Here is a 25,904-nt window from a genome sequence, read left to right on the forward strand (position 1 = left end):
CCTTAGTGGGCCTGGTCGTCGCTAACGGATGACTGCAAAGCCTGGGCGAAAGACCTGGCGATCGCCTGACGCTGAGCCGGAGCAACGCTGGTATTGATAAGGTTGGTAACCATATTTCCCAATACCATCAGGGAAAGATCGGTCGGCGTTTTATGTTTTTCCAGTACGTTGACCAGCTCACTGAGCAGTTGTTCAACGTGTTCGTCACTGTAGCGGGAATGTTGTGGCATAAATCAAAATCAGTTTGTTGATGAAAGGGCAACATATTACCGTAGGAACAGCTTTTTTTCCCCTTTTTTATCTCTTGTTGCACACATGCGTTGGTGGTGGTTGAATACCGCCCGGTCTAAAAGGAGAGTTTATCATGAGTCTGGATATCAACCAGATTGCCTTGCACCAGCTTATCAAGCGTGATGAGCAAACCCTTGAAGTGGTGCTGCGCGATTCGTTACTTGAACCAACGCCTACTGTTGTTGAAATGATGGCGGAATTGCATCGCGTTTATAGCGCTAAAAATAAAGCCTATGGCCTGTTCAGCGAAGAGAGCGAACTGGCGGATAGCCTGCGTCTGCAACGCCAGGGCAAAGAAGATTTTCTGGCATTCAGCCGGGCGGCAACCGGGCGTCTGCGTGATGAACTGGCAAAATACCCGTTCGCTGATGGCGGCATCGTTCTGTTCTGCCAGTATCGCTATCTTGCGGTTGAGTACCTGCTGGTGACCGTGCTGAATAATTTAAGCAGTATGCGCGTCAATGAGCAGCTGGATATCAGCTCTACGCACTATCTGGACATTAACCATGCCGATATCGTCGCGCGTATCGATCTGACCGAATGGGAAACCAACCCGGAATCCACCCGCTACCTGACTTTCCTCAAAGGACGGGTAGGCCGCAAAGTGGCGGATTTCTTTATGGACTTCCTGGGTGCCAGCGAAGGCCTTAACGCCAAGGCACAGAATAAAGGTCTGTTGCAGGCGGTAGATGACTTCACCGCGGAAGCCCAGCTTGATAAATCAGAACGCCAGAATGTGCGTCAGCAGGTTTACAGCTATTGCAACGAACAGTTGCAGGCGGGCGAAGAGATTGAGCTGGAGTCGCTTTCCAAAGAACTGGCGGGCGTGAGTGAAGTGAGCTTCCAGGAATTTACGGCTGATAAAGGTTATGAGCTGGAAGAGAGTTTCCCGGCAGACCGTAGTACGCTGCGTCAGTTAACCAAATTCGCCGGCAGCGGCGGTGGGTTAACGGTTAACTTTGATGCCATGCTGCTTGGTGAACGTATTTTCTGGGATCCGGCGACTGACACCCTGACCATCAAAGGGACGCCACCAAACCTGCGCGATCAGCTGCAACGCCGCACCTCTGGCGGTAAATAGCAGCCATAAAAAAACCCCGCAGACGCGGGGTTTTTTTTCGACAAGTTTGCGATTACGCGCGAACGAAGTCGATGTGAGACAGTTTTGGCTTGAACGGGTGACGCTGAACAGCCTGAACTTTCACTTTTTCTTCTTTACCGCCAACAACGATGGTCAGAACTTCGCTGTAGAATTCAGCTTTGTTCTGGAGGTTCCACAGTTTGTCGTGGTCCAGTTCGATTGCAACTGGAGCAGCTTCGCCACCGTAAACGATAGCTGGGAACTTGTTGGCGTTACGCAGGCGGCGGCTCGCACCCTTACCCTGAACGCTACGTACTTCTGCTTCGATAGTAAACATTGATTTCTCTCTGTATTTTAAAACCCTACTACAGGCGACCCAGCAGCAGGTGAGTGTTCTGCTTTGCGGATGCAAAAGCGGGCGGCATTATAGCCCCCAATCCCCCACGGGGCAATCAAAACCTACGGTCTGTTAATCCTAAGCTGTAATGTCCCCAGGCGATTCTCGGGGGGATTTTTCATGATTAAAGAGACAGCTACGCTGATTTTTACACTTGCCAGCGAGAAATTGCGGGAGAGACACGGCTTGTCTTTATTCACTGAAACTCTCAGAAAGTGGATGGTAGAGGCTACTTTTGAAGACCGCTAAATAATTCTTCTTCCTGGGCAAAATGCAATCTCAGAATCGCATCAAGGCCATAAAGACACTGTTGAATATCCTGAACAGTACCTGAAGAGCCGTCTGTATTCTGTAGAAGGTTGCTCAACTGGCCCAGTTTTCTGACAAGCAGATAAATCTCCTGGTGACTTCGGCTCATGGCAGCCAGAGGGTCATCACCGGCCAGCATCAATGTCATGGTGGGGTACAGCCCTTGTTCGTCTTGCTGTTCATGAGCAAGGATATCCTGGGTCAGTTGCTCATGGAGTGTCTTCATGAGCGTGCGTCGTTCTTCCGGACTTGCCAGAGGTAACTGTGTTGCAACCTCGGTCAAACGCTGGAGTAGTGGCTGCAACATTTGGTGTTCATTACGTAAGGTAGCAACCTGCTCTGCACTCATTGTCTTGTCCGCCGGGCGAGCTATCCCACTCGCAAGAACCCGCAATGCCGACATAATGGCCAGCAGATCTATTAACTCCTGCAAAAGGGCACCTTCAAAGGGGGGAAGCAGACCCAGGGCGGCAAAGCCCATGGCAACACAGCACAGACCCATCCCTAGCCAGACACTTTGTCTGGCAATACGAATTGACAGTTTGGCTATGGCTTTGGCCTCAGCCAGCCGGTCTAAGCGGTCTGTCAGCAATACAACATCTGCGCTTTCTGCTGCGGCAGCCGTGCCTCTTGCCCCCATTGCAACCCCGACGCCCGCAGCTGCCAGAGCTGGGGCATCATTCACCCCATCACCAACCATCATTGTGCAGTGAGCGGATGAAGCGCTTGAGACATACTTCAGTTTCATCTCTGGAGTTAATTCTGCCAGTACCTGATCTACGCCGAGACCGGTGCCAATACTATCCGCTACTTCCTGCTTATCACCTGTCAGCATGACGATCTCGTGAACGCCTGATTTGCGTAACATACGTAAAGCCCGCGGGGTCTCAAGTCGTAACTGATCAGAAAACAACAACCAGCCGACCAGTTCGGCATTCACCGCAATCGCAACGACCGTCGAGTTCTCAATAAATAAGCGCTGACGGGCAGACTCCAGCCAGCTTCCCGCGCGCGCCTGGCTCAGGACAAAATCCAGTGTGCCGAGACAAACCTGTTGTCCGTTCACTTTTCCTGTCAGGCCTGCTCCAGCCACTTCCTGTACTGACTCTGGCATCGGCAAGGATCCGAGACCTTGCTCTTGTGCAGCCTGCAAAATGGCACTGGCTATAACATGACAGGAAAGCTGGTCCATGCTGGCTGCCAGTCTGAGCAATTCAGGTTGTGAGAAATGGGGAGAGAAACTGTGAATCGACATCAGTTTTGCCATACCACCAGTCAGAGTGCCGGTCTTGTCAAAAAACAAATAATCAGCCCGGGCAAGTTGTTCCAGCGCAGCGCTACCTTTGATCAAAATTCCCCGCTTTGCACAACGAGAAATCCCGGATACCAGTGCCACCGGCACAGCCAGCAGGAGGGGGCAAGGCGTTGCAACAACCAGAACGGCCAGTGCACGTATTGGATCCTGACTCACTAACCAGGCCAGCCAGGCAACAATAAGGGTGAAAGGGATGAACCAGACCGCATAGCGATCAGCGAGTCTGGCTGCTGGCGCACGAGCCTGGCCTGCTTGTTCAACCACACTGATGATACCCTGAAGTGTGCTGTCTTTAGCTGCACGGGCAGCGTGCATTTTCAGAGCATCACCAGCATTAATGGTACCACTTAGCAGTAATTCACCAGTTTGCCTGGTGACCGGCAACGATTCCCCGGTAATAGAGGATTCATTTAGCACAGCGCTCACACTCACCAACGGACCATCTACTGGAATGGTTTCTCCCAGCTTAACCAGTAGTAGATAACCAGGTTGAATGGATTCAACGGGAATGACCTGAATGCCATCCTCAGTCAGTCGGTTGGCGACACGAGGGACTCTGGACAGCAACGCAACCATTTCACGTTCTGCACGACCCCGGGCGTAGTTTTCTAGAAATCGGCCTGAAGCCGTCATAGCAGCAATGACGGCCGCAGTGGCCGGTTCATTCATCCAGAGAGCCCCTGACATTGAAAGAATGGCGAGTAAATCCACCCCAAACTTATGATTTAATAATGATTTAACCACTTCATAAATTAATAAAAGCAAAGAGGGGATAGTCGAAATGATTAATATAATGGAGATACTCTGTACCCAGGTAGCATCCTGATTGAAGATATACAGCATCAAAGCCAGTAGAGGGAAAATTAACAGCATAATATCGAGTAATAATCGGCTGTTTTTCATGGGTTTTTGCCTCCAGAGCTATGCTCCTGGGTCGGTTAAAAGTAGAACATATGAACCATTAACCGTTGTCTGGTTTAACATTGTCTCCTGGATAAACAGATATATATCTTTTAATTTTAACGATGAACGTTATCTTACCCACATAACTGCCTCTGCGGATGTTAGCTGATTCAACGAACTACCAGCACTGGGCATTTCGAATGTCGTACAATTGCAGATGAATTTGATCCTAAAAGATAGGTTGTCAGGTCAGGACGGTGAGAGGCAATAATGATCAACTTTGCTCCAATTTCCTCAGAATATTCGAGAATTTTATCTTTAGGCGTTCCGACGACTGCATGTGTTACAACCTTCTCGGCAGGTAACTTGAATTCTTTAACGATTTCATTGAGTTTTGCTAGTGCTTTCTGTGTCATTTCACTTATTTCCGACATTTCCGGCGCATAGCCCATCCCAAGAGAAGAGTAGTAAGGAAAAAAAGGAACGACGGTAAGAAAATGGACTTTTGTTGTATTCAGGACCGTATGCCTCTGAACGTGAGGTATAACCATCTCTGTGAGGCCGCTTTCAGAAATATCAATCGGTACTAAAGTAGGGTTGTACATTTGATTCTCCTGTTTGCATTTGTTCTGTACACGGTTAGTAAGCGTCTGTTTTTACCCTGTCGTTTTATCCTGGCACGTCAGCGTAGAATATCGGCCTTTGCATCTGTCAATTCCGAAAGATTCAGTCAGATACCGAAGGAAATAAAATATAAAGTATATCAGTCCTATACATTATAAATGTTTAGACCAATAAATTACCGTGACCGTTATCCCGCATTACAACCAACCCTCTGCGGAGACCAGGCGCATAAGTTTTATAGTTGTTATACTTTTTCAACTCCAAACGAAATTATCCCCCTAAGTAGGGGGTTCTTCATTCACCTAATCGAAGGATTTTTTCAGTCTCACTAAGAGAGAACTATTAGGGTGTAAATATCTTCTCAATCAGGCAGTCTCAATGAATAAAGTGCACTAAATGATAATGAAAGTGATATTGAGAGGTGGTTTACATTTTTGAGTGTAGCCATTCTAATGGCTAAAATTATTTCATATCAGGTTTATCTTAAAGTGGTTGTTTATATTTCTTACACCATGAGATACAACCGTTTTATTATTCACAGGTTGCAATAAGTAAAGGTTTGAGCATGAATGCTGATACTATTCTGTGCTCTCTGAAAGCGTGGCTTATCTCATTTTTCAGGATTAAATAAAGGACTATACCGCTGAGGTTGTCACCTGGCGGAGCCGCCGCTGGCTTTCGTCGTCTGCGGGGTTAATAACCATCATGATTAAGTCCGGTCGCCCATCAACGATAAATGTCGAAAACTCCAGTGCGATATCCTCCAGTTGCTTTGTCGCCAATGCCATGAACTACAGCGAGATCCCACACTAGCGCATTTCATTCGCCCGGCGAAAGCGTCCTTCATAGTCAAAGACCTTTTCACGCACCTGCCAGAACTGGCCTTTCTTGCGGGCGACGACAAAATCTGGATGGCGCAACAGCACCTGCTGATGCACGATATCGGCCACCGTTATCCAGCGCAGAGGCACTCCTGGCGTACGAGTATGCGGGCGGATAAAAAGTTGTTCAAAGGCCGTTCTCTGGGCTGGTGTGTGCACCCTGAATCGCTCGCTGACGTCGGCCCCGTCCTCGTCGTAATAGGTAATTTTCAGCCACTCACCTTTTTCATCTGCACCCGGCTGTAACGCCATACCGGAACAGCGAAGCACCAGCGCATCTTTGAGCTTAAGCGCAGCCTTCAGCATATCGTCCGGGTCGACCAGTATCGTGTCACATTCCCGGCAGCGTCGGGCGGCAATGTCGTTTTCGGCATTACACTGTGGGCAGTTTTTAAAGCGGAAACGAAAATCGCACTGCTCACGATGCCCTTCGTCATCTTCAAACCAGCCCTGGCAGCGGCGCCCGAAATGTTCAATCAGCGTGCCGTCGGCGGTGGTTTTGCCCCAGAAGGTATTGGCGAAACCACAGGCCGGACAAAAGACCTGAACCGGCACATTGTCACTTTTCCCTTTCGGTGTACCCACTTCCGGGGAATAGAGATCGTGCGGGTTTCCGGCGTAGTCCAGAATCAGGCAATCGGTTTTACCCGGTGCCAGACGCAGGCCGCGCCCGACGATCTGCTGATACAGGCTGACGGATTCTGTGGGGCGTAAAATGGCAATCAGATCGACGTGCGGCGCATCAAATCCGGTGGTTAACACCGAGACGTTGACCAGATAGCGGAACTGCTGTTCCTTGAAAGCGTTAATCAGCGCGTCACGTTCAGGGCCAGGGGTTTCGCCGGTAATGAGCGCAACGTCCCCTGGCGGAAGTAAGCCGGTTATTTCCCTGGCGTGCTCAACGGTGGCGGCAAAGATCATCACCCCTTTGCGCGTCTGGGCGAATTCTTCAATCTGGCTGATGATATGCGGGGTAATACGCTGTTGTTTTTTCAGCTCATGGTTGAGATCGGCTTCACTGAATAAGCCGTTGCTTTGCGCCTGTAAGCGGCTGAAATCGTACTGCACCACGGGCATATCCAGGCGTTCGGGTGGCGTCAGATAACCATGTTTAATCATATAGCGCAGCGGGAGTTCATAGATGCAGTCGCGGAACAGCGCTTTCTCATCCCCGCGAACCATCCCATGATAATGAAAGTGATAAATCCAGCCTTTCCCCAGGCGAAACGGCGTGGCGGTCAGGCCGAGCAGGCGCAGGTGAGGATTTACCTCTTTCAGGTGCGAAAGGATTTGCTGATACTGACTATCGTCATCATCGCTGATGCGGTGACACTCATCGACAATCAGCAGCGAGAATTCGCCTAGAAAATGTTCCAGATTACGCGCAACCGACTGCACGCTGCCAAACACCACTTTGCCGCGGCTCTCTTTACGTTTAAGCCCGGCGGCGAAAATATCAGCCTCAAGGCCAAGCGCACAATATTTGGCGTGGTTTTGCGCCACCAGCTCTTTTACGTGCGCCAGCACCAGCACGCGCCCACGCGCCAGGCGCGCCAGTTCGGCGATCACCAGGCTTTTTCCAGCCCCCGTCGGGAGCACAATGGCAGCCGGCTCTTTATGTTTTCGAAACCAGGAGAGGGTGGCGTCGACGGCTTCCTGCTGATAGGGGCGAAGTGTAAAAGTCATGGGTTCTCTGATTGGTTAACTCATCCATAGTATGCCACGAAACTTTTTCCCTTGAGTGGCGCAACCAGACCATTATACTGAACCACTCTTGACTGCTTCTTTTTTCGGACGCGTCGTCCGACTTCCAGCACCATTAAGGCTAAAAAGACTTCATGCGACTTGATAAGTTTATCGCTCAGCAACTCAGCGTTAGCCGCGCTATTGCCGGGCGTGAAATTCGCGCCAGCCGCGTTACCGTGGATGGCGACATTGTAAAAGACACGTCCTTCAAACTTCAGCCTGAACATCAGGTGGAGTACGACGGTAACCCGCTGACTCAGCAAAATGGCCCACGCTATTTCATGCTGAACAAACCGGAAGGTTATGTTTGTTCCACGGATGATCCCGATCATCCGACGGTCCTCTATTTTATCGACGAGCCTGTGGCGCACAAGCTACATGCGGCCGGGCGTCTTGATATCGACACCACCGGGCTGGTGCTGATGACTGATGACGGTCAATGGTCACACCGCATTACGTCCCCGCGCCATCTCTGCGAAAAAACCTACCTTGTGACGCTGGAATCGCCGGTGTCCGATGACACAGCAGAACAATTCGCAAAAGGCGTTCAGCTGCATAATGAGAAAGACCTGACGAAACCGGCTGTGCTGGAAGTGATAGCCCCGACCGAGGTGCGTCTGACTATCAGCGAAGGCCGCTATCATCAGGTTAAGCGCATGTTTGCAGCTGTAGGAAATCATGTTGTGGGCTTACACCGTGAGCGTATTGGTGCGATTGAACTCGACCCGGAACTTGAACCAGGTGAATACCGCCCATTGACGGAAGAAGAAATCGCCAGCGTAGGGTTGCCTTCGCGCTAATTTCAGGAGAACTCTGTGACCACCAGGCCACACTCGTCTTTCAAAATTGTTTTCATCCTTGGCCTGCTGGCCATGCTGATGCCATTGTCCATCGATATGTATTTGCCAGCACTGCCGGTCATTTCCGCGCAGTTTGGCGTACCGGCGGGCAGCGCGCAGATGACACTCAGTACCTATATTCTTGGCTTTGCGATTGGGCAGCTGTTATATGGGCCAATGGCCGACAGTCTTGGCCGTAAACCGGTCATTCTGGGTGGCACGCTGGTGTTTGCGGGCGCAGCAGTCGCCTGTGCTCTGGCGCAAACTATCGATCATCTGATTGTCATGCGCTTTTTCCACGGGCTTGCAGCGGCGGCGGCCAGCGTAGTAATTAACGCCCTGATGCGCGATGTGTATCCGAAAGAAGAGTTCTCCCGCATGATGTCGTTTGTCATGCTGGTCACAACCATTGCCCCGCTGATTGCGCCGATGGCGGGTGGGGCGGTGTTGGTGTGGTTTAGCTGGCATGCGATTTTCTGGATCCTGGCGCTTGCGGCGCTGCTGGCATCGGCGATGATTTTCTTCTTCATCGATGAGACGCTACCCGTTGAGCGTCGGCAGAAATTCCACATCCGCACCACGCTGGGTAACTTTGCTTCACTGTTCCGCCATAAGCGTGTGCTGAGCTATATGCTGGCGAGCGGTTTTAGCTTCGCCGGGATGTTCTCTTTCCTGAGTGCCGGGCCGTTTGTTTACATCGAGCTTAACCATGTTTCACCGCAGCATTTTGGCTATTACTTTGCGCTGAACATCGTGTTCCTGTTTATCCTGACCATTATCAACAGCCGTTTTGTCCGGCGGGTTGGGGCGCTGAACATGTTCCGTGCCGGGCTTTGGATCCAGTTTGTGATGGCTATCTGGCTTGTGGTGAGCGCGTTTCTGGGGATCGGTTTCTGGGCACTGGTGCTGGGCGTTGCGGCGTTTGTGGGCTGCGTGTCGATGATCTCCTCAAACGCGATGGCCGTTATTCTTGATGAGTTCCCTCATATGGCGGGGACGGCCTCATCGCTTGCGGGGACGTTTCGCTTTGGCATTGGTGCTATTGTGGGGGCGCTGCTGTCGATGGCAACGTTTAACACCGCCTGGCCGATGCTGTGGGCTATCGCTTTTTGCGCAACCAGCTCCATTCTGTTCTATCTCTACGCTAGTCGCCCGCGAAAAACGGCGCACTGAATCACTTAAAAGGCCCGTTACGGGCCTTTTTGTTGATGCATATCAACCAAAGCATCGTTCGTTTACCCCGTATTTGTTTCTTTTATGTAAAATCTATTTATGTAAAAAGTCACATCATTGTAGTTAAAAAGGTTGAGTTAGATCGCAGAAACGGGTACATATAGCGCCGACGCGAACCTGCACCTCCTTTAAAAAAGCTCGGATAAATAAGATGCTAATGCCCGTAAACTGCGGCTGTAAGCGTTTTCTTATCAAAAACAGGGCAGGTTAGCGACGATGTGTTACTATGAATGTAAATAAATTGTGAAGTAAATTTTGCTTCCGGGGAACGAACGTGAATACATTACAACTCTCCATAGTCCATCGCTTGCCCCAGAGCTATCGCTGGTCGGCGGGTTTTGCAGGTTCGAAAGTTGAACCGATTCCGCAAAACGTGGCCGGGTGCGAGAATTGTCTGGTCGCGCTCAAACTGCTGAGCCCAAGCGATGAAAGCGCATGGCCGGTAATGGAGCGCCTGAGCCAGGCGCTGACGGATATCGAAGTCGACAGTTCAGTACTGGAGTGTGAAGGTGAGCCGTGCCTGTTTGTTAAAAGCCAGGACGAATTTGCCGCTACCTGCCGACTGAAAAACTTCGGTGTGGCGATTGCAGAGCCATTTTCAGGGCAATATCCTTTCTAAGTGCTAGCTTAAGGCTAACAGCTGGCGCGTGTAGCTCTGCGTCGGTGCAGTGAACACGTGCTGGCACTCCCCTTGCTCTACCACTTCCCCCTGTCGCAACACAATCACCTGATGGCATAGCGCACGGACGACCTGTAAATCGTGGCTGATAAAGATATAGGCCAGCCGGTGTTTTTCCTGTAACCCCTTCAGAAGCGCTAAGATCTGCGCTTGTACGGTTCTGTCGAGCGACGACGTAGGTTCATCCAGAATGATCAACTCAGGCTTGAGGATCAGGGCGCGGGCGATGGCGATACGCTGACGCTGCCCGCCAGAGAACTCCGCCGGGTAGCGATGCCGGGCCTGGGGCTCCAGACCCACTTCTTCCATTACCCTTATCACCTCTTCTTCGCGCTGCTGTGGCGTGAGGGCCGGGCGGTGAACGCGAAGTCCCTCTTCGATAATTTGCAAAACGCTCAGTCGAGGGTTGAGTGAGGAGTTGGGATCCTGAAACACCACCTGCATTCGCGGGCGAACGGGCAGCATCTGGCGGCGGTTCCAGCTGTGTAACGGCATTCCGTCAAACTGGATTGTCCCCTGAGAGGTGATTAAGCGCAGTAGCGCCAGGCCGGTGGTACTTTTGCCCGAGCCCGATTCACCGACCAGCCCCAGCGTTTCTCCTGGCCGCAGGGAAAAGCTGATGTTTTTCAGCACCGGATTTTCATCGACAATGCGCCTTAACAGGCCTTTGCGTATCGGGAACGAAACGGCCAGATCGGTAACGCTTAGCAAAGGCACGGTGTTCACGGGAAGCGGGACCGGGTCGCCAGAAGGCTCACTATCAAGCAGACGTTGTGTGTAAGGGTGCTGAGGGGCGTTCAGGAGCATGTGCGCGGTGTTTTGCTCAACACAGCGCCCGTTTTGCATCACCGCAACGCTGTCTGCCAGTTTTTTCACGATGCTAAGATTATGCGTGATGAACAGCAGGCTCATATTTAACTCATCTTTCAGCTCCCGCAGAAGCTGAAGGATTTGCGCCTGTACCGTTACGTCCAGTGCGGTGGTGGGTTCGTCGGCAATCAGCAGTTCCGGGCGTGTCAGCAGGGCCATCGCAATCATCACGCGCTGGCGCTCTCCCCCTGAAAGCTGATGTGGAAAATCGCTCAGCCGTTTAGCCGCATGGCGAATACCCGTGCGTTCAAGACAATCCAGGATCTCGCCCCGTGCCGCCTCTTTACGCATTCCCCGGTGTAGCGACAAGACTTCGTACAGCTGTTTTTCCAGCGTATGCAGCGGATTAAGGGACACCATCGGTTCCTGAAAGATCATGGCAATCTTATTCCCGCGAATGCCACGCAGCGTGTGTTCGTCGGCATGTAACAGCGACTTACCCTGAAACAGGATATCGCCTTGGGGATAACTCACCGGCGGCGAGGGCAGCAAACGCAGTACGGAAAGGGCGGAAACACTCTTACCTGAGCCCGACTCACCCACAAGCGCCAGCGTTTCGCCCGCCTGGATGCGCAGCGACAAATCGCTGACCACGGTGCGAGTTTCACCCTGATTCGAAAACGCAATCGACAGATTATCGATACTGAGAAGGGGTTGCGTCATCTTATACCGCCTTGTTCGGGTCAAAGGCATCACGCACCGCTTCGCCAATAAAAATCAGCAGAGAGAGCAATACTGCCACAGAAAGGAAGGCTGTTATGCCAAGCCAGGGCGCCTGCAAGTTATTCTTGCCTTGCAGCAATAATTCACCGAGCGAAGGCGACCCAAGCGGCAACCCGAACCCGAGAAAATCGAGCGACGTCAGGGTGGTGATGGAGCTGCACAAAATAAATGGCAGGAAGGTGAGGGTAGCTACTACGGCATTGGGGAGCATATGGCGGAAGATGATCCCCCGATCGCTGACCCCCAGCGCTTGCGCGGCGCGGATATAATCAAAATTACGGGTGCGTAAAAATTCGGCGCGAACCACGCCCACCAGCGCCATCCAGCCAAAGAGCACCGTAATGGCCAGTAACCACCAGAAGTTTGGCTGCACCACGCTTGAGAGCAGGATAATTAAAAACAGCGTTGGCATCCCGGACCAGACCTCAATCACGCGTTGTCCCCAGAGATCGATTTTTCCGCCGTAATAGCCCTGAACCGCACCGGCCACAACGCCCATCACGCTTGAGAAAAGCGTCAGCATCAGTCCGAAAAGCAGGGAGATACGCGTACCGTAGAGAATGCGTGCCAGAACATCACCACCGTTTGCATCGGTTCCCAGCCAGTTTTGCGTGGAAGGGGGCGACGGGAAGGGGGTGGATGTCGCATAGTTAATGCTGTTCGCACCAAAGCGGACAGGGGCCCAGAGCGCCCAGCCGTGTTGGTCTATCTGTTCGCGAAGCCATGGATCCTGATACTCCGCCGGCGTGGCAAAGGGGCCGCCAAAATCGCTTTCGCTGTAGTTTGCCAGCACCGGGACATACCATCGGTCATTAAAATGCACCAGTAGCGGTTTATCGTTAGCAATCAGTTCAGAACACATGCTGAATATAAAGATCACGGCAAAAATCCACAGTGACCAGTAGCCGCGGCGATTGTGGCGAAAACGGCCCCAGCGGGCGTGGTTGACGGGGCTTAAACGCGGCATCAGCGACCCTCAAAATCGATTCGTGGATCAACCAGCGTATAGCTGATATCACTGATGATATTCAGCAGCAGGCCAATCAGGGTGAAAATGTAGAGTGTGCCAAACATCACAGGGTAGTCGCGCGAGACGGTGGCCTCATAACCCAGCAGACCCAGGCCGTTTAACGAGAACATGACTTCTATCAGCAGCGAACCGGTAAAAAACATACTGATGAACGTGGCAGGAAATCCGGCAATTACCAGCAGCATGGCGTTGCGGAACACGTGCTTCCACATAATCTGCTTCTCAGCCAGGCCCTTTGCGCGCGCGGTCACTACATACTGTTTGCGGATCTCATCCATAAAGGCGTTTTTAGTAAGCATTGTCAGCGCCGCAAACCCGCCAATCACCGTAGCGAGGACGGGCAGCGTGATGTGCCAGAAGTAATCAGCGATCTTTTTATACCATGGCAGAGTGCTAAAATCGGCTGACACTAACCCGCGCAGCGGGAAGACGTCGAAGTAACTGCCACCAGCAAAAAAGACAATCAGCAAAACCGCGAACAGGAACGCCGGGATGGCGTAACCAATGATAATAAATGTGCTGCTCCAGATATCGAACCGACTGCCGTTGTAAACCGCCTTGCGGATCCCAAGCGGAATAGACACCAGATAGATAATCAGCGTTCCCCACAGACCGAGCGTCACGGAGACAGGCATGCTTTGTTTGATCAACGTCAGGACTGAGGCGCTGCGAAACAGGCTGTCGCCAAAGTCAAAACGTACATAGTCCCAGAGCATTTTGAAATAACGCTCATGAATGGGTTTATCAAAACCGTATCGGTGGGTTATCTCAGCGATCACTTCGGGATCAAGCCCGCGTCCGCCCCGGTAGTGGCTTTCGCTGATATTACCTGTTCCGGTTCTGGCGTGGCTGGCGCTCAGGTTTTCACCGCCGCCGCCGGGCATTCCGCTGTTATTGCCAAACTCAATGGCGGCAATAGCCTGATCAACCGGGCCGCCTGGGGCGATTTGCACGATAAAAAAGTTAATGGTGATAATTGCCCACAGCGTAGGGATAACCAGCAATAAGCGGCGTATCAGATAAGCACCCATTTTGGTTCCTTAACGCCGCTCTGCGGGCAGTTTGGCGGCTTTATTAACGTCGTACCACCAGTTATCGAATCCCAGTGAGTAAATGGGGCGTACGGCGGGCTGCGAGAATTTGTTCCATTGGGCCACGCGGTCTTCCCCCATATACCACATCGGCAGCATGTAGTAATTCCAGGTTAACACCCTGTCGAGGGCACGCCCTAAAGGTAACAGCTTGTCCTTATCTCCCTGTGCCGCCACGATTTTGGCGATCAGCGCATCAATAACCGGACTTTTAACGCCAGGTGCGTTATAGGACGAATTGATGTAGCTGGAGGCCCACGAGATTTGCAGATCAGAGCTTGGCCACGGCTGGGCGGACCACAGACGCTGCATCATATCGTAATCGCGACTGCGCATCCGGTTGGTTATCTGCGCGTTATCGACCTGGCGAATGTTCATGGTGATGCCAAGTCTGGCAAGATTCTGTTTAAACGGCAGCACCCACTGGTCATTTCCGCCCGAAGAGAGCAAAAGCTCAAAGCTCAGCGGTTTACCTGTTTGGGTATTGATCCGTTTTTGATTTTTCAGAACCCAACCCGCGTCATCCAGCAGTTTGCTGGCTTTCAGCAGGTTTTCGCGATCAAAGCCCTTACCGTCGGATGTCGGTGGCTGAAACACGGTGGTAAACACCTCTGGCGGGATCTCCGCTTTCAGTGGGGCCAGCAGGGTGAGTTCATCGGCGTCCGGATAATTGCGCGCGGCATATTCGGTATTCTGGAAATAGCTGTTAGCGCGGCTGTAGGCGCCGTAAAACAGCGCTTTGTTCATCCATTCAAAATCAAATGCCAGGGTAATGGCCTCGCGAACCCGGCGATCGGTAAAAACAGGGCGCTGGATATTGAACGCCAGCCAGCGCGTATCTTGCGCAGACTCATTTTTGTGTTCGTCTTTGACGATATACCCATTGGTGAAGTTTTTGCCGATATAGCGAGTGGCCCAGTTTTTGGCGCTGTTCTCCACGCGTAAATCAAAGGCACCGGCTTTAAAGGCTTCGAACGCCACGTTGTCGTCGAGATAGTAATCATAGCGCAGGGTATCGAAGTTCCAGCGGCCACGATTTACGGGCAGATTGGCAGCCCAGTAGTCTTTTACGCGGGAATAGACCACATATTGCCCCATGCTCCAGTCCGTAATGCGATAAGGCCCGCCCGCCAGCGGCGGTGTGGATAAGGGGTCGCTAAGTTTATGGTTTTTCCAGAAAGACTCTGGCATGACGGGCAGTGAGAACAGGCTGAGCATGTTCTCTTTATTCGGTTCACTCAGTTCGATGCGCACAGTCAGCGGGGCGATGGCCTTAACCGTTGCGCCTTTATACACCAGGCGGAACTGGGGAACACCTTCGGTCATAAACTTATGAAACGTGAAGGCCACATCGCTTGCCTGAACATGCGAGCCGTCATGGAAACGAGCCTGAGGGTTAATCGATATTTCTGCCCAGGAGAAGTTATCTGCGTAGCGGACGTTGTCTGCCACCAGCGGATAATAGCTGCCAGGCTCATCGTCAGAGGTGACAAAGAGCGTGTCGTAAAGTGATTCAGTACGCGCCGCCGCCACGCCACGTAACGCGAAGCGGTTAAAGTTATCAAATGTCCCGGTCGCCGAGAGAGTCACTTTCCCGCCTTTGGGGGCTGCAGGATTGACGTAGTCGAAATGATTAAAGTTAATGGCGTACTTAGGCTCACCAAGCACGGCAAATGCGTAGTTTTCTTTGATGGTTTCCGACTGACCGGAAAAACTGACGAATGCCAGCAGCAGCAACACGGAGCGCATTAACATCTTGCGGCGGTTCCCTCTTTTATTCTGACTCATGCGCGTCGGCGCACTTAGTTAAGCTGAATAATAAGTGACGCCGCCACCGTTGTGAAATTATTCACGGTCAGGGTGCATATCCGGCTGCCATTTTCTGAATTGCTCCAGCGGCATCGGGCGACTTATCCAGTATCCTTGCAGGAAATTCACCCCGTGCTCGCGCAGCCAGGCGGCCTGTTCGGGGGTTTCTACCCCTTCTGCCACGGTGGACATATTCAGGCGTCTTGCAAGCGTCAAAACGGCATCAAGCACCGGAGAGGTGACGGTTTCAGTACCAATTGCGTTCACAAAACCACGATCAATCTTGAGATAGTCCATCGTGAAACGTTCAAGATAAATCAGCGCACTGTGGCCGGTGCCAAAATCGTCAATTGCAATTTCAAACCCTTCGTTGTGTAACCACTCGAAAAGCTGGTTGGCTTCACGCTGCTGAATCATGTCGCGTTCGGTTATTTCCAGTACTGTCTGGAAATGATCCCGCGGGAGAGCGGCATTGAAGGTGCGCATATCTTCTTTAAAGCTGTCAGCGTGCAGATGCCCTGGTGCGATGTTAATCCCCAGTTTTGCCCCCGGCGGTAGCATCGTTTGTAAAACCGGGGCATCCCGGATGATGAGATCAAAAAGATGGAGCGTGAGCGGGACAATCAGTTTCTGTGCTTCAGCAAAATTGATAAAGGCATCCGGTGGGATCTCTCCCATTGTCGGGTGTTTCCAGCGCATCAGCACTTCAACGCCGCGCATTTTGAGTTCTTTAGCATCCACTACCGGCTGGTAGACCACATAAAACTGGCCAAGCTTGATGGCGGTTAAAATTTCTTTTCCCGGGTTCAGGCGGATAGTCAGGATATAGAAACTGAGCGAGCCAGCCGCAATACCACACACCAGCCCAAAAAAGAGCGCAAACAGCAGCTCATCCGTCGTCCACTGTTCGGCATACAGATTAATAGTGAGGGGAAAATCTTTCAGTGTGGCGGTGCGGGAAGGGGGTTCACGGAGATCGTGCGCCTTGAGCAGAGAGCCAGACATCGTCGATAACGCCTGGTCGCCAATAATCACCGCAATGCCCGCAAACTCGTCCTGGCGCGCAGTGTAGAGCAGATAAGGGGTCAGATTGATATTAACTGACGTAAAGACACCGCCGTCTTTCACCAGTGGATTTCGATACCAGATAGCTATTGCAGGCTTATTGGGCAGCATAGGCGTGCCAGGCAACAGCACCATATCGAGTGGCTTGTTGATATGCAGCTCAGGTATTAGCTCTTCCAGTGGGACGTCCATCGGCCCGGTCGCGGAAGAGCAGAACGCCTTTTTATCCCTCACCAGCAAAAAAGCGCGAACGTTGATGCTAAAGGCGGCGCGGGAGGTTAACTCAGCGCTAACGTCGTGGCAATTATTCAGGGTGAGCGGCTGGAGCGTATCAATTGAGGTTTTTAGTTCTTCGAAATAGCTCTCCATGTAAACGCTCAAATCCGTAATTAAGGTGTCGAATTTGACTTCCCGCTTATGGTAGCTCCAGAAAAACTGCAATGTCCCCAGGAGCAGAGCAATGAAGAAACCAGCGAGAATACTGACGGTAAGGATCTTGCGGTTACTGGACAGGTAGCGGGTGAACATAGACGTCGTGGTTCCTGGATTGCCGTGAGTGCCATCAGCACGGCTAAACTTACGTTATGACAAGACTACAGCCTGGTACAGCGTAAAGTGAATTTCGAGTGACAGGCAAAAAAAAACACTGCCGAAGCAGTGCTTTTTTTTGTCGTGTTACTAGCCAAGGGATAACCAGCAACATGACAGATTAACTGCGGGTCAGAACTCGTCGCGCTTCGTTGTAGCGCTTCTTCCAGTAAGGTTCATTCATACTGGAGATAGTCACACCACTGCTGGTGGAAGCATGTACAAACTGGTCGTTACCAATGTAGATGCCAACATGTCGACCCGTAGAGCCTGCACGGAACAGGACTAAATCACCTGTACGCAGTTTGGTACGAGAAATCGACTTGCCCATCTCCTGCTGTTCATAGGTTGAACGCGGAAGATCTAACCCAAACTGCTCGCGGAAAGTACGCTGTACAAAACCGGAACAATCGATACCTGTTTTGGTGCTGCCACCCAGACGATAACGCACGCCTTTCCAGCTAGCATACTGATCCATAATTCGGGACTTCACGTCCAGGTTACGAACCATATTCTCAAATTCATCCTGAGAGGCTTGCAGTGAAGAGGAATCTTCCATTCCCACAACACGCGTCTCAGGATGCATATTCTTCGCGGTGTTAGATGTACTACATGCTGAAAGCAGTACCGCAACTGCAATCGCCGGGATCCCCCGTAAGATATATCTCAAAATCGGTTGAGATTTGACCATTTTGTTTATTTTCCCTTGAAGTCCTTAACGATAAATATCGTTATAAAAATGCCAACCGTGACGAGACTAATTATCTGTTCACAATGAGACAATTCTTTCTGGTCAGATTTGTGGCACAACGCACAAAATTATTCACCCTGAAAATAATTGTCTCTATGGGGCAAAACGAGTTCGAGATTAACCGATTGGCAGGGGCATTGCGAGCAAAAATATCCGTTTTTTTATAAGAAATTGTGATACACAAAGTGAATAAACGGAATTGCTCAAAATGAAGTCAATTTAGGTTAAAAACCGTGCAATGCATTCATTTATATCACGAATAGTATTACGAGATTATGACAGAAACGGCAGGATTTGGGTGAAAATCCATCAAGGATCGAAAATGATCCCTGATGGATAACTTGAATTTAAGTTAATTATTTGTTTTGAACTTGTTGCATTCGACAGGGCAGATGGCGATCAAATAGCTCTATTATCCAGTCGCTCAAAGGTGTCATCAGGCACCACGGCAGCGCTATAAGCGCAACGGAAAGGGAGCCAACGGCAATATCAGTGAACCAGTGAGCGCCAATCATTACCCGTGGGAAGGCAAAAACCACAAAAATAATCAGGGCAACCGTGAACGCTTTTTGACCGAAATAACGAAGCATGATTGCAGCAAAAATAAGCAACATCATTCCATGATCACCCGGGAAACTGTCTTTAGAGGCATCTTTTGTCGGAACAGACAACAGCTCGCTGACGCGATGGATATTGTCGAAAAAGAGCGTTGGGCTTGAGCGTTTCACGGGAATAATGTTGGATGCCAGCTGATTAATCGCTACTGCCAGCAGTAACATCACCAGACCAATAATCAGAATACGGCGGCGTCCTGATTTATCTTCTTTCAGCCAGAAAGAGAGCATCAGGCCACCCATCGCCAGCAGCGAACAGCCGTCGAAAGCGCGATTGTTGGTGAGGGCTACCAGCCACAGAAAAGCCTGGCTCTTCACTAATTCTTCGTTAAAGAAGTGGAAAATCGCGGAATCCAGCGGGAACCAGAAACCGTGATTCGCTGGAAGATACCAGGAGAAAAAGAGCGCCAGGCCGGCAACGTTAAGCAATAAAATCAGGGGAAATCGAGTCGTCATCACTATTCAGCATACAGTTAAATCAGGGGCAACGTTAGCCGCCCGAACTTAAACGAAGCTTCAACAGGCTGGACTGCAAGGCGTTCCAGTCGGTGTTAACCGCACTAATTAACTCTATTCGGCTATCAGGCGGCGCGACATTTTGGGTTTCAATGAAGAAATCTTCTCCCTGACGGTTGATGCGAACCAGACCATCCTGCGTACGCATGATCCCTTTCACGCGATCCACCGGGGCAAGCCTCGCCCACTCCAGGATCCCAATGGTGTCAAAAACCGTATCGGCATCGAAAATCCAGCCGCAGGCCTGATGCCCCTGGCCGCTATTCAGGTTACGACGCCAGCGCTGATGTTCAGGCAGGCTCAGTGCTGCCAGACCCTGCTTGGCGCTTTGGCTGTGGCTATGCGCTGCGCTGGCAGGCAGTTCAGCCTGATTCAGCCGGGGAAGGTCGAGCAGGGCGTTGTCAATCTTGCCCTGTGTGCTGTAAACACGCTGACGTTCACCGCCAAAATGTTGCCACCAGGTATCAAACGCCACATGGCTTTCTGCGGTTGCGCGATCCTCTTTATTGGCGATGACAATATCGGCGCAGGCAAGTTGATCACGGAAGTTTTCATTGTTAACGGCTCGTTCATCCAACAACTGACGTGGATCAAGCAGGCACAGCGTCGCCCGCAGATCGATCCACGGCTCGTACACGGGCGCGGTCAGCAAATCGAGAATTTGTTTTGGATGGCCGAGCCCGGTCGGTTCAATCAGCAGACGGTCTGGCTTGCCCTGGCGCAGCAGAGTGTTTAGTCCAACCTGCATGGGTAAACCATTTACACAACAAATGCATCCGCCGGGGATCTCTTTGATCAACGCGCCGCTGTCCGCCAGCAATGCGCCATCAATACCGACCTCGCCAAATTCGTTCACCAGAACGGCCCATTTTTCTGCCGGATCTTTATTGGCCAGCAAATGCAGAATTGAGGTGGTTTTACCGCTGCCGAGAAAGCCGGTGATAAGGTTGGTTTTGGTCACGTGCGCTCCAGAAATCAGTGTGATGCTATGCACATTATCCTGACGAAAAAAGAGCGCAATGAGAAGGGGGAAAGGCGAACGGAGAACATTTCCATTCGCGTTAAGCGCAATTATCGCTAAATATTTAACGTTTCGATAACAGCCTGGCGCGCACCACGCTGTACAATACGCTGATAGGCCTGATTGACCGCGTCAACAAACAGCGGCGATTGCGGCAGGTCCTGGCCGAAGATTTCATTCAGCGTCAGCAGAGCATTTACGCGCTCGTCATTACTGCTGGCATCGACAATCGCGCGGATCTTATCGCTGAGCGGATCGCGCACATCAATGGCGTTGCCACTGTCATCCACACCGCTGACATAACGGATCCAGCCAGCAACGCCTAACGCCAGCAGCGGCCACGCGCTGCCACGCTCCAGATGAACACGAATACCCTCCAGCATTCGCTGAGGGAGTTTCTGGCTACCGTCCATGGCGATTTGCCAGGTGCGGTGCTGTAACGCCGGATTGGCAAAACGGTCAATCAGACTATCGGCATACGCCGTGAGGTCAACGTCGGTGATACGCAGCGTAGGAGCTTGCTCATCCAGCATCAGCCTGCGTGCAGCGGTGCGGAAGCTGGCATCCTGCATACAGTCACTGATATGTGCGTATCCGGCAAGATAACCCAGGTAGGCCAGGAAAGAGTGACTGCCGTTCAGCATCCTCAGTTTCATCTGTTCCCAGGGTAAAACGTCCTGCACCATCTGCACGCCAGCCAATTCCCACTCAGGGCGTCCGGCGACAAAGTTGTCTTCGACGACCCACTGAATAAAAGGTTCGCAGCTGATGGCACAGGGATCTTCAACGCCCAACGCTTGTGTGATTTCCGAAAGCGAGGCGTCCGTAGCGGCGGGGACAATTCTGTCTACCATCGTGCCCGGAAAACTGACATGTGCGCTAACCCACTCGGCGAGTTCGGCTGAACGCTTCTGGGCCATCCCCAGTACCGCATTTTTCACGACATGGCCGTTGTCCGGGATGTTATCGCAGGAGAGTACGGTAAATGGCGGCAAGCCGCGCTCGCGACGCCTGTGCAGGGCCTCCACCAGGATCCCTGGTGCGGAATGCGGTTCGCAAGGTGTTTCCAGATCGTGAACAATGCGGGCATTGTTCAGATCCAGTTTCCCGGTGGCCGGGTCAATGCAGTAGCCTTTTTCAGTGATGGTGAGTGAAACAATGGCTACCTGCGGCTCACAGAATTTCTCAATGATGGCAGCCAGTGAATCCAGCTTTGCATTCAGGCATTCATGGACGGCACCGACAACGATCGGCTGATTTCCGTCGGCCCCTTTTTCCATCACGGTAAACAGGTGGTCTTGTGCGCGCAGCTGGCTCATCAGCACATCACCGCTGAAGAGGCTTATTTCACAAATCCCCCAGTCGCCTCCTTTCGCATTCAGTACGCGATTGGTCAATAGTGCCTGATGCGCGCGGTGAAAAGCACCAAACCCAAAGTGAACGATACGTGAGCGTAACTGCTGGCGATCGTAGCGTGGCTGCTGGACGTGGGCAGGAAGCGAGGCGGAGGCAATAGTCTTCATTAAGTACACACCTGATTAACCATTAATTAACAACGTCAGTGTAAAGTTATATGACAACAAATTAAATTGGTGAGCCGTAAATATCCCTGTTCTGTGAGTTTGATCAATCAATGTGTCGCGGTGTGTTGACCCTTCCCATTAAACATGTATGGTAGTCGTCATTGCATTAACATGTATTGGTATAACAACTTGAGAGGGTGAGACAATGGAACAAACCTGGCGTTGGTATGGGCCGAACGATCCGGTTTCTCTTGATGATGTGCGTCAGGCTGGCGCAACGGGTGTCGTTACCGCGCTGCATCATATCCCTAACGGCCAGGTCTGGCCGGTAGACGAAATCAAAAAGCGCCAGGCACTGCTGGCTGAAAAGGGCTTAACCTGGTCTGTTGTTGAAAGTATCCCGGTTCACGAAGATATCAAAACGCATTCAGGCGAATGTGAAACCTGGATTGCTCACTATCAGCAAAGCATTCGCAACCTGGCTGTCTGCGGGATTGACACGGTTTGCTATAACTTTATGCCGATTCTGGACTGGACGCGTACCGACCTGGAGTACACATTGCCGGACGGTTCAAAAGCGCTGCGCTTTGATCAGATTGCGTTCGCGGCATTTGAATTACATATCCTGAAGCGCGAAGGTGCGGTGGCGGATTATACCGCAGAAGAGCAGCAGCAGGCGCTGGCATGGTTTAACGCCGCGAGCGAAGCCGATATCGAAAAACTGACCCGCAATATTATTGCTGGCCTGCCGGGTGCCGAAGAAGGCTACACGCTGGATCAGTTCCGCGCGCGTCTGGCGGAGTACGGCAATATAGATAAGAACCAGTTGCGTGAAAACATGGCGCATTTCCTGCGCGCGATTGTGCCGGTAGCCGAAGAGGCAGGTGTACGCCTGGCCGTGCACCCTGACGATCCTCCGCGTCCAATCCTCGGCCTGCCGCGCATTGTATCCACCATTGAAGATATGCAGTGGCTGAAAGAGACGGTAAACAGCATCTACAACGGCTTTACCATGTGCACCGGTTCATATGGCGTGCGTGCGGATAACGACCTGGTGCGAATGATTGAAACTTTCGGCGATCGTATTCACTTCACCCACCTGCGCGCAACCTGCCGTGAAGATAACCCGAAAACCTTCCACGAAGCCGCACACCTGGGTGGTGATGTGAACATGGTGGCAGTGGTTGACGCTATTCTGGCGGAAGAGCAGCGCCGTAAACACGCAGGTGATTTACGTCCTATTCCGTTCCGCCCTGACCATGGTCATCAGATGCTGGACGATCTGCGTAAGAAAACCAACCCAGGCTATTCAGCCATTGGCCGACTGAAAGGGATGGCGGAAGTACGCGGCGTTGAGCTGGCACTGAAGATGACGAAGTACCCGGAACTGCTGTAGGTTCTGTTGCCCGGAGCGCGCTGCGCTTACCGGGCCTACAAAAAAACCGGCCATCGGGCCGGTTTTTTTATTCGCGCTTTCGTAGGCCGGGTAAGGCGGAGACGCCACCCGGCAAATGCCACAATCAGTCAGCACGACCCATATAACGTTTTTCTTCGATATGGATACGGATCTTCTCGCCAGCGGACAGGTATTCAGGAACCTGTACCACCAGGCCGGTGGTCAGGGTGGCTGGTTTGTTACGTGCGCTGGCGGAAGCGCCTTTGATGCCAGGTGCTGTTTCAACGATTTCCAGGTCTACGGTCTGCGGCAGTTCAAGCGCCAGCAGCACGCCATCCCAGGTCAGAACCTGCATGTCCGGCATCCCACCTTCAGGAATGAACAGCAACTCTTCTTCAATCTGATCTTTGGTGAAGATGTACGGGGTGTAGTCTTCTTTATCCATGAACACATATTCGTTGCCATCGATGTAAGAGAAATCCACATAACGACGGGTCAGGGTCACGGTATCCACGATATCGTCACCTTTAAAGCGTTCTTCTACCTTCAGGCCGGTACGAACATCGGCGAAACGCATTTTGTACAGCGTTGCTGCTCCACGGGCGCTAGGGGCCTGAATATCGATATCTTTCACAATCAGCAGTTTGCCGTTGTAATTCAGTACCATACCTTTCTTAATTTCGTTCGCTCTTGGCATTGCAGTAATCCTGTTTACGGGAGGTAAAAAATATCGCGCCAAATTACTCGCGCGCGGCCTTTCAGGCAAGTGGATTTCGTGGCTTTTGCTATCAATACGCAAAAGGTGTTACTGTGCGCGCCACGCCCGATTGTGCGGGTATCCGTCGCTGAAAGAGAACATTTATGGATTGCCGTCCAGACTGTGGCGCATGTTGCACTGCACCGTCCATTTCAAGCTCCATTCCTGGGATGCCGGATGGCAAGCCTGCTAATACGCGCTGTGTTCAGCTTTCTGAAAACAATCTGTGTATGATTTTTGGCTCACCCCTGCGCCCAAAAGTGTGTTCCGGGCTGATGCCGTCGGCTGAGATGTGCGGTAACACCCGTGCGCAGGCCATGACTTATCTTCTGGAGCTGGAATCCCTCACTGCGCCTTAAACATCCTTAATGCGCGTCAGACAGCCAATAGTCAGCGTGCACATCACCAGCGCAATCCAGAACACCGTGTGATAGTTCCAGATTTCGGCAACGACACCGGCCATTGAACCGGCAATTATCCAGCCCACGCGGGTGGTATTGGTATAAAGGGTTGTTGCTGACCCCGCCTGACCCGGCATAAGATCCTGGAAGTAGAGCATCCCAATCCCGGCGAGGATCCCGATATAAATCGCGTTCAGCAGCTGTAAAGCAAGCAGCAACGCCGGTGTGTGAACGGTCAGCATTCCAATATAGAACAGCAATCCTGCCACTGCTGCTATGCGCATCAAAAAACGTTTTCCGAAGCGCTTTGCGTAATAACCTGCAATCAGCATGGTGGGAATTTCCAGACCTGCGGCCGTACCCATCATTATCCCGGCCAGTTTTTCCGACAGATGCAGTTCATCAATAATAAATAGCGGCATATTGATGATATAGAGGCTGTTAGTGCCCCACATTAAGGTGCAGATAATAAAGAGCAACAGTGCGTCGCGGCGGTTACGGCGGGGAGCTTCCAGTGCGCCGGTAGCCGCTTTGGGCTCTTTACGCATCGACGGCAGGAAAAACCACACCATCGCGCCACACACCACAAAGGCAACCGCCGCACTCAGGTACATCACCGTAAAGCCAAAACCCATCGCCAGCGCATAGGCCAGCGGCGGGCCAATCACCCAGGCAAGGGATACCTGAGCACGAAGAATTGAGCTGAACATGACGGCTTCACGTCCGGTGCGGTCGGCGTGCTCGCGGGCGAGGGCAAACATTTGCGGGTTGGCAGTGGAGCCAAAGCTGCTCAGAAACACGCCTACGAACAGCAAAATGAAGTAGTTACGGTTCCAGGCAAACAGCACACATGCAAAAACACCTAACAAACAGCAGAAGACGATAAGGCTCTTGCGGTCGCCTTTTCGATCCGAACGCCCGGCCAGAAACTGGCTGACCAGGATGCCGATGATGGCGCTTCCGGTAAAAAAGAAGCCGACCATAGCCGGGCGGACATGGACTTCGTTGGTCAGAAATAGACTTAGCGTTGGTGTTTGTAACGCACCGGCAATTCCGGTGAGGAAGGCAACAATCAAAAACGCCGTTGACGTCAAATCAAAAGGCTTTGGTGAGGCGGCAGCGGGGGTGTTATGCATGTTTCTATATCAGTGATTGCGTGAGAGACGCGGAGTGTACGCCGCTTGTCAGAAAATAAACAGATGGTGCGGTCAATTTCGCCACAAAAATCAAAATGGCATTTCAACTTACACATTCAGGCTGAGTTTAGCTGAAACTGGTTGCTGAACGTCAGCAAGTTTCAGCTGAGCGAAGAAGAAATGTGCTGCATCTCTAAATTCTGAAACGAGAAATGTAACTTTCCTTGCAACGCCTTGTAGAAAGAGCAAGACTTCTTGAAACGTTTCAGCGCTATCTTGTTTTAACTGAAGGAGCAGGTTAGCGCATTTTTTCTC

General features: G+C 51.7%; 23 protein-coding genes. 6 read left to right on the top strand and 17 right to left on the bottom strand.

Going from position 1 to position 25,904, the window contains the following annotated elements; translation table 11 throughout:
* Positions 1 to 2 precede the first annotated feature (2 nt).
* The gene (locus ACS603_RS15625) at positions 3 to 230 is read right to left on the bottom strand and encodes a YejL family protein (RefSeq protein ID WP_182061787.1); all 228 of its coding nucleotides are present in this window, start codon (positions 228 to 230) and stop codon (positions 3 to 5) included.
* 134 nt (positions 231 to 364) lie between these two features.
* On the opposite strand from ACS603_RS15625, the gene yejK reads away from it, so the two are divergent.
* Positions 365 to 1,372 carry a nucleoid-associated protein YejK gene (gene yejK / locus ACS603_RS15630; RefSeq protein WP_474944540.1) on the top strand — a complete coding sequence of 336 codons (1,008 nt, stop codon included), beginning with the start codon at positions 365 to 367 and terminating at the stop codon, positions 1,370 to 1,372.
* A gap of 52 nt (positions 1,373 to 1,424) precedes the next feature.
* Here the strand turns inward: yejK and rplY are convergent, their stop codons facing one another.
* From rplY to radD, 5 genes are all read right to left on the bottom strand, one after another.
* A complete protein-coding gene (rplY, locus tag ACS603_RS15635) occupies positions 1,425 to 1,709 on the bottom strand; it encodes a 50S ribosomal protein L25 (protein ID WP_182061786.1) in 285 nt (94 codons plus the stop codon).
* Between the two features lie 289 nt (positions 1,710 to 1,998).
* Entirely contained in the window at positions 1,999 to 4,296 is a 2,298-nt protein-coding gene (locus ACS603_RS15640; protein WP_474944541.1) for a heavy metal translocating P-type ATPase, read from the bottom strand.
* 170 nt (positions 4,297 to 4,466) lie between these two features.
* Positions 4,467 to 4,901 carry a universal stress protein UspF gene (gene uspF / locus ACS603_RS15645; protein ID WP_182061784.1) on the bottom strand — a complete coding sequence of 145 codons (435 nt, stop codon included), beginning with the start codon at positions 4,899 to 4,901 and terminating at the stop codon, positions 4,467 to 4,469.
* Between the two features lie 654 nt (positions 4,902 to 5,555).
* On the bottom strand, positions 5,556 to 5,708 hold the full coding sequence (locus ACS603_RS15650; protein ID WP_315686223.1) for a hypothetical protein: 153 nt from the start codon (positions 5,706 to 5,708) through the stop codon (positions 5,556 to 5,558).
* A 21-nt stretch (positions 5,709 to 5,729) separates the two neighbouring features.
* The gene (gene radD / locus ACS603_RS15655; RefSeq protein ID WP_474944542.1) at positions 5,730 to 7,487 is read right to left on the bottom strand and encodes a DNA repair helicase RadD; all 1,758 of its coding nucleotides are present in this window, start codon (positions 7,485 to 7,487) and stop codon (positions 5,730 to 5,732) included.
* Between the two features lie 152 nt (positions 7,488 to 7,639).
* Between radD and rsuA the strand changes: the two genes are divergently transcribed.
* From rsuA to ACS603_RS15670, 3 genes are all read left to right on the top strand, one after another.
* Positions 7,640 to 8,347, top strand: coding sequence for a 16S rRNA pseudouridine(516) synthase RsuA (gene rsuA / locus ACS603_RS15660; RefSeq protein WP_182061782.1), 708 nt, complete (start codon positions 7,640 to 7,642; stop codon positions 8,345 to 8,347).
* 15 nt (positions 8,348 to 8,362) lie between these two features.
* Positions 8,363 to 9,559, top strand: coding sequence for a Bcr/CflA family multidrug efflux MFS transporter (locus ACS603_RS15665; RefSeq protein WP_182061781.1), 1,197 nt, complete (start codon positions 8,363 to 8,365; stop codon positions 9,557 to 9,559).
* A 334-nt stretch (positions 9,560 to 9,893) separates the two neighbouring features.
* Entirely contained in the window at positions 9,894 to 10,238 is a 345-nt protein-coding gene (locus ACS603_RS15670) for a YejG family protein (protein WP_014071058.1), read from the top strand.
* Positions 10,239 to 10,241: 3 nt separating this feature from the next.
* On the opposite strand, the gene yejF is transcribed toward ACS603_RS15670, so the two are convergent.
* The 9 genes from yejF to ACS603_RS15715 all read right to left on the bottom strand — a co-directional run bounded on the left by yejF (position 10,242) and on the right by ACS603_RS15715 (position 21,899).
* The gene (yejF, locus tag ACS603_RS15675; protein ID WP_474944543.1) at positions 10,242 to 11,831 is read right to left on the bottom strand and encodes a microcin C ABC transporter ATP-binding protein YejF; all 1,590 of its coding nucleotides are present in this window, start codon (positions 11,829 to 11,831) and stop codon (positions 10,242 to 10,244) included.
* A 1-nt stretch (position 11,832) separates the two neighbouring features.
* A complete protein-coding gene (locus tag ACS603_RS15680) occupies positions 11,833 to 12,858 on the bottom strand; it encodes an ABC transporter permease (protein WP_474944544.1) in 1,026 nt (341 codons plus the stop codon).
* Positions 12,858 to 13,952, bottom strand: coding sequence for a microcin C ABC transporter permease YejB (locus ACS603_RS15685; RefSeq protein WP_182061778.1), 1,095 nt, complete (start codon positions 13,950 to 13,952; stop codon positions 12,858 to 12,860). Before ACS603_RS15685 ends, ACS603_RS15680 begins: the two co-directional genes overlap by 1 nt.
* A 9-nt stretch (positions 13,953 to 13,961) precedes the next feature.
* Positions 13,962 to 15,767, bottom strand: coding sequence for an extracellular solute-binding protein (locus tag ACS603_RS15690; RefSeq protein ID WP_182061777.1), 1,806 nt, complete (start codon positions 15,765 to 15,767; stop codon positions 13,962 to 13,964).
* A gap of 90 nt (positions 15,768 to 15,857) precedes the next feature.
* Positions 15,858 to 17,414 (bottom strand): cyclic di-GMP phosphodiesterase, encoded by a 1,557-nt coding sequence (locus ACS603_RS15695; protein WP_474944545.1) that lies wholly within the window; start codon positions 17,412 to 17,414, stop codon positions 15,858 to 15,860.
* A 181-nt stretch (positions 17,415 to 17,595) separates the two neighbouring features.
* The gene (gene mepS, locus ACS603_RS15700; protein WP_014071052.1) at positions 17,596 to 18,165 is read right to left on the bottom strand and encodes a bifunctional murein DD-endopeptidase/murein LD-carboxypeptidase; all 570 of its coding nucleotides are present in this window, start codon (positions 18,163 to 18,165) and stop codon (positions 17,596 to 17,598) included.
* 416 nt (positions 18,166 to 18,581) lie between these two features.
* A complete protein-coding gene (locus tag ACS603_RS15705) occupies positions 18,582 to 19,295 on the bottom strand; it encodes a phosphatase PAP2 family protein (protein ID WP_182061775.1) in 714 nt (237 codons plus the stop codon).
* Positions 19,296 to 19,329: 34 nt separating this feature from the next.
* Positions 19,330 to 20,316, bottom strand: coding sequence for a CobW family GTP-binding protein (locus ACS603_RS15710; RefSeq protein WP_474944546.1), 987 nt, complete (start codon positions 20,314 to 20,316; stop codon positions 19,330 to 19,332).
* Positions 20,317 to 20,432: 116 nt separating this feature from the next.
* Complete coding sequence (locus tag ACS603_RS15715) at positions 20,433 to 21,899, bottom strand: mannitol dehydrogenase family protein (RefSeq protein WP_474944547.1); 1,467 nt, start codon at positions 21,897 to 21,899, stop codon at positions 20,433 to 20,435.
* A gap of 205 nt (positions 21,900 to 22,104) precedes the next feature.
* Between ACS603_RS15715 and uxuA the strand changes: the two genes are divergently transcribed.
* Complete coding sequence (gene uxuA / locus ACS603_RS15720; RefSeq protein WP_474944548.1) at positions 22,105 to 23,295, top strand: mannonate dehydratase; 1,191 nt, start codon at positions 22,105 to 22,107, stop codon at positions 23,293 to 23,295.
* Positions 23,296 to 23,419: 124 nt separating this feature from the next.
* On the opposite strand, the gene yeiP is transcribed toward uxuA, so the two are convergent.
* Positions 23,420 to 23,992, bottom strand: coding sequence for an elongation factor P-like protein YeiP (gene yeiP, locus ACS603_RS15725; protein ID WP_008500940.1), 573 nt, complete (start codon positions 23,990 to 23,992; stop codon positions 23,420 to 23,422).
* 164 nt (positions 23,993 to 24,156) lie between these two features.
* Between yeiP and ACS603_RS15730 the strand changes: the two genes are divergently transcribed.
* Complete coding sequence (locus ACS603_RS15730; protein ID WP_182061771.1) at positions 24,157 to 24,411, top strand: YkgJ family cysteine cluster protein; 255 nt, start codon at positions 24,157 to 24,159, stop codon at positions 24,409 to 24,411.
* Here ACS603_RS15730 and setB read toward each other — a convergent pair.
* On the bottom strand, positions 24,408 to 25,589 hold the full coding sequence (gene setB / locus ACS603_RS15735; RefSeq protein ID WP_182061770.1) for a sugar efflux transporter SetB: 1,182 nt from the start codon (positions 25,587 to 25,589) through the stop codon (positions 24,408 to 24,410). The two genes, ACS603_RS15730 and setB, sit on opposite strands and share 4 nt — an antisense overlap.
* Positions 25,590 to 25,904: the final 315 nt, after the last annotated feature.

Source organism: Enterobacter sp. Li2LvB3 (assembly GCF_056156645.1).

Excerpts from the sequence above, each read along its gene's own strand:
- ACS603_RS15625 (WP_182061787.1), bottom strand. The coding sequence starts at position 230 with ATGCCACAACATTCCCGCTACAGTGACGAACACGTTGAACAACTGCTC.
- yejK (WP_474944540.1), top strand. The coding sequence starts at position 365 with ATGAGTCTGGATATCAACCAGATTGCCTTGCACCAGCTTATCAAGCGT.
- rplY (WP_182061786.1), bottom strand. The coding sequence starts at position 1,709 with ATGTTTACTATCGAAGCAGAAGTACGTAGCGTTCAGGGTAAGGGTGCG.
- ACS603_RS15640 (WP_474944541.1), bottom strand. The coding sequence starts at position 4,296 with ATGAAAAACAGCCGATTATTACTCGATATTATGCTGTTAATTTTCCCT.
- uspF (WP_182061784.1), bottom strand. The coding sequence starts at position 4,901 with ATGTACAACCCTACTTTAGTACCGATTGATATTTCTGAAAGCGGCCTC.
- ACS603_RS15650 (WP_315686223.1), bottom strand. The coding sequence starts at position 5,708 with ATGGCATTGGCGACAAAGCAACTGGAGGATATCGCACTGGAGTTTTCG.
- radD (WP_474944542.1), bottom strand. The coding sequence starts at position 7,487 with ATGACTTTTACACTTCGCCCCTATCAGCAGGAAGCCGTCGACGCCACC.
- rsuA (WP_182061782.1), top strand. The coding sequence starts at position 7,640 with ATGCGACTTGATAAGTTTATCGCTCAGCAACTCAGCGTTAGCCGCGCT.
- yejF (WP_474944543.1), bottom strand. The coding sequence starts at position 11,831 with ATGACGCAACCCCTTCTCAGTATCGATAATCTGTCGATTGCGTTTTCG.
- ACS603_RS15680 (WP_474944544.1), bottom strand. The coding sequence starts at position 12,858 with ATGCCGCGTTTAAGCCCCGTCAACCACGCCCGCTGGGGCCGTTTTCGC.
- ACS603_RS15685 (WP_182061778.1), bottom strand. The coding sequence starts at position 13,952 with ATGGGTGCTTATCTGATACGCCGCTTATTGCTGGTTATCCCTACGCTG.
- ACS603_RS15690 (WP_182061777.1), bottom strand. The coding sequence starts at position 15,767 with ATGTTAATGCGCTCCGTGTTGCTGCTGCTGGCATTCGTCAGTTTTTCC.
- ACS603_RS15695 (WP_474944545.1), bottom strand. The coding sequence starts at position 17,414 with ATGTTCACCCGCTACCTGTCCAGTAACCGCAAGATCCTTACCGTCAGT.
- mepS (WP_014071052.1), bottom strand. The coding sequence starts at position 18,165 with ATGGTCAAATCTCAACCGATTTTGAGATATATCTTACGGGGGATCCCG.
- ACS603_RS15705 (WP_182061775.1), bottom strand. The coding sequence starts at position 19,295 with ATGACGACTCGATTTCCCCTGATTTTATTGCTTAACGTTGCCGGCCTG.
- ACS603_RS15715 (WP_474944547.1), bottom strand. The coding sequence starts at position 21,899 with ATGAAGACTATTGCCTCCGCCTCGCTTCCTGCCCACGTCCAGCAGCCA.
- uxuA (WP_474944548.1), top strand. The coding sequence starts at position 22,105 with ATGGAACAAACCTGGCGTTGGTATGGGCCGAACGATCCGGTTTCTCTT.
- yeiP (WP_008500940.1), bottom strand. The coding sequence starts at position 23,992 with ATGCCAAGAGCGAACGAAATTAAGAAAGGTATGGTACTGAATTACAAC.
- ACS603_RS15730 (WP_182061771.1), top strand. The coding sequence starts at position 24,157 with ATGGATTGCCGTCCAGACTGTGGCGCATGTTGCACTGCACCGTCCATT.
- setB (WP_182061770.1), bottom strand. The coding sequence starts at position 25,589 with ATGCATAACACCCCCGCTGCCGCCTCACCAAAGCCTTTTGATTTGACG.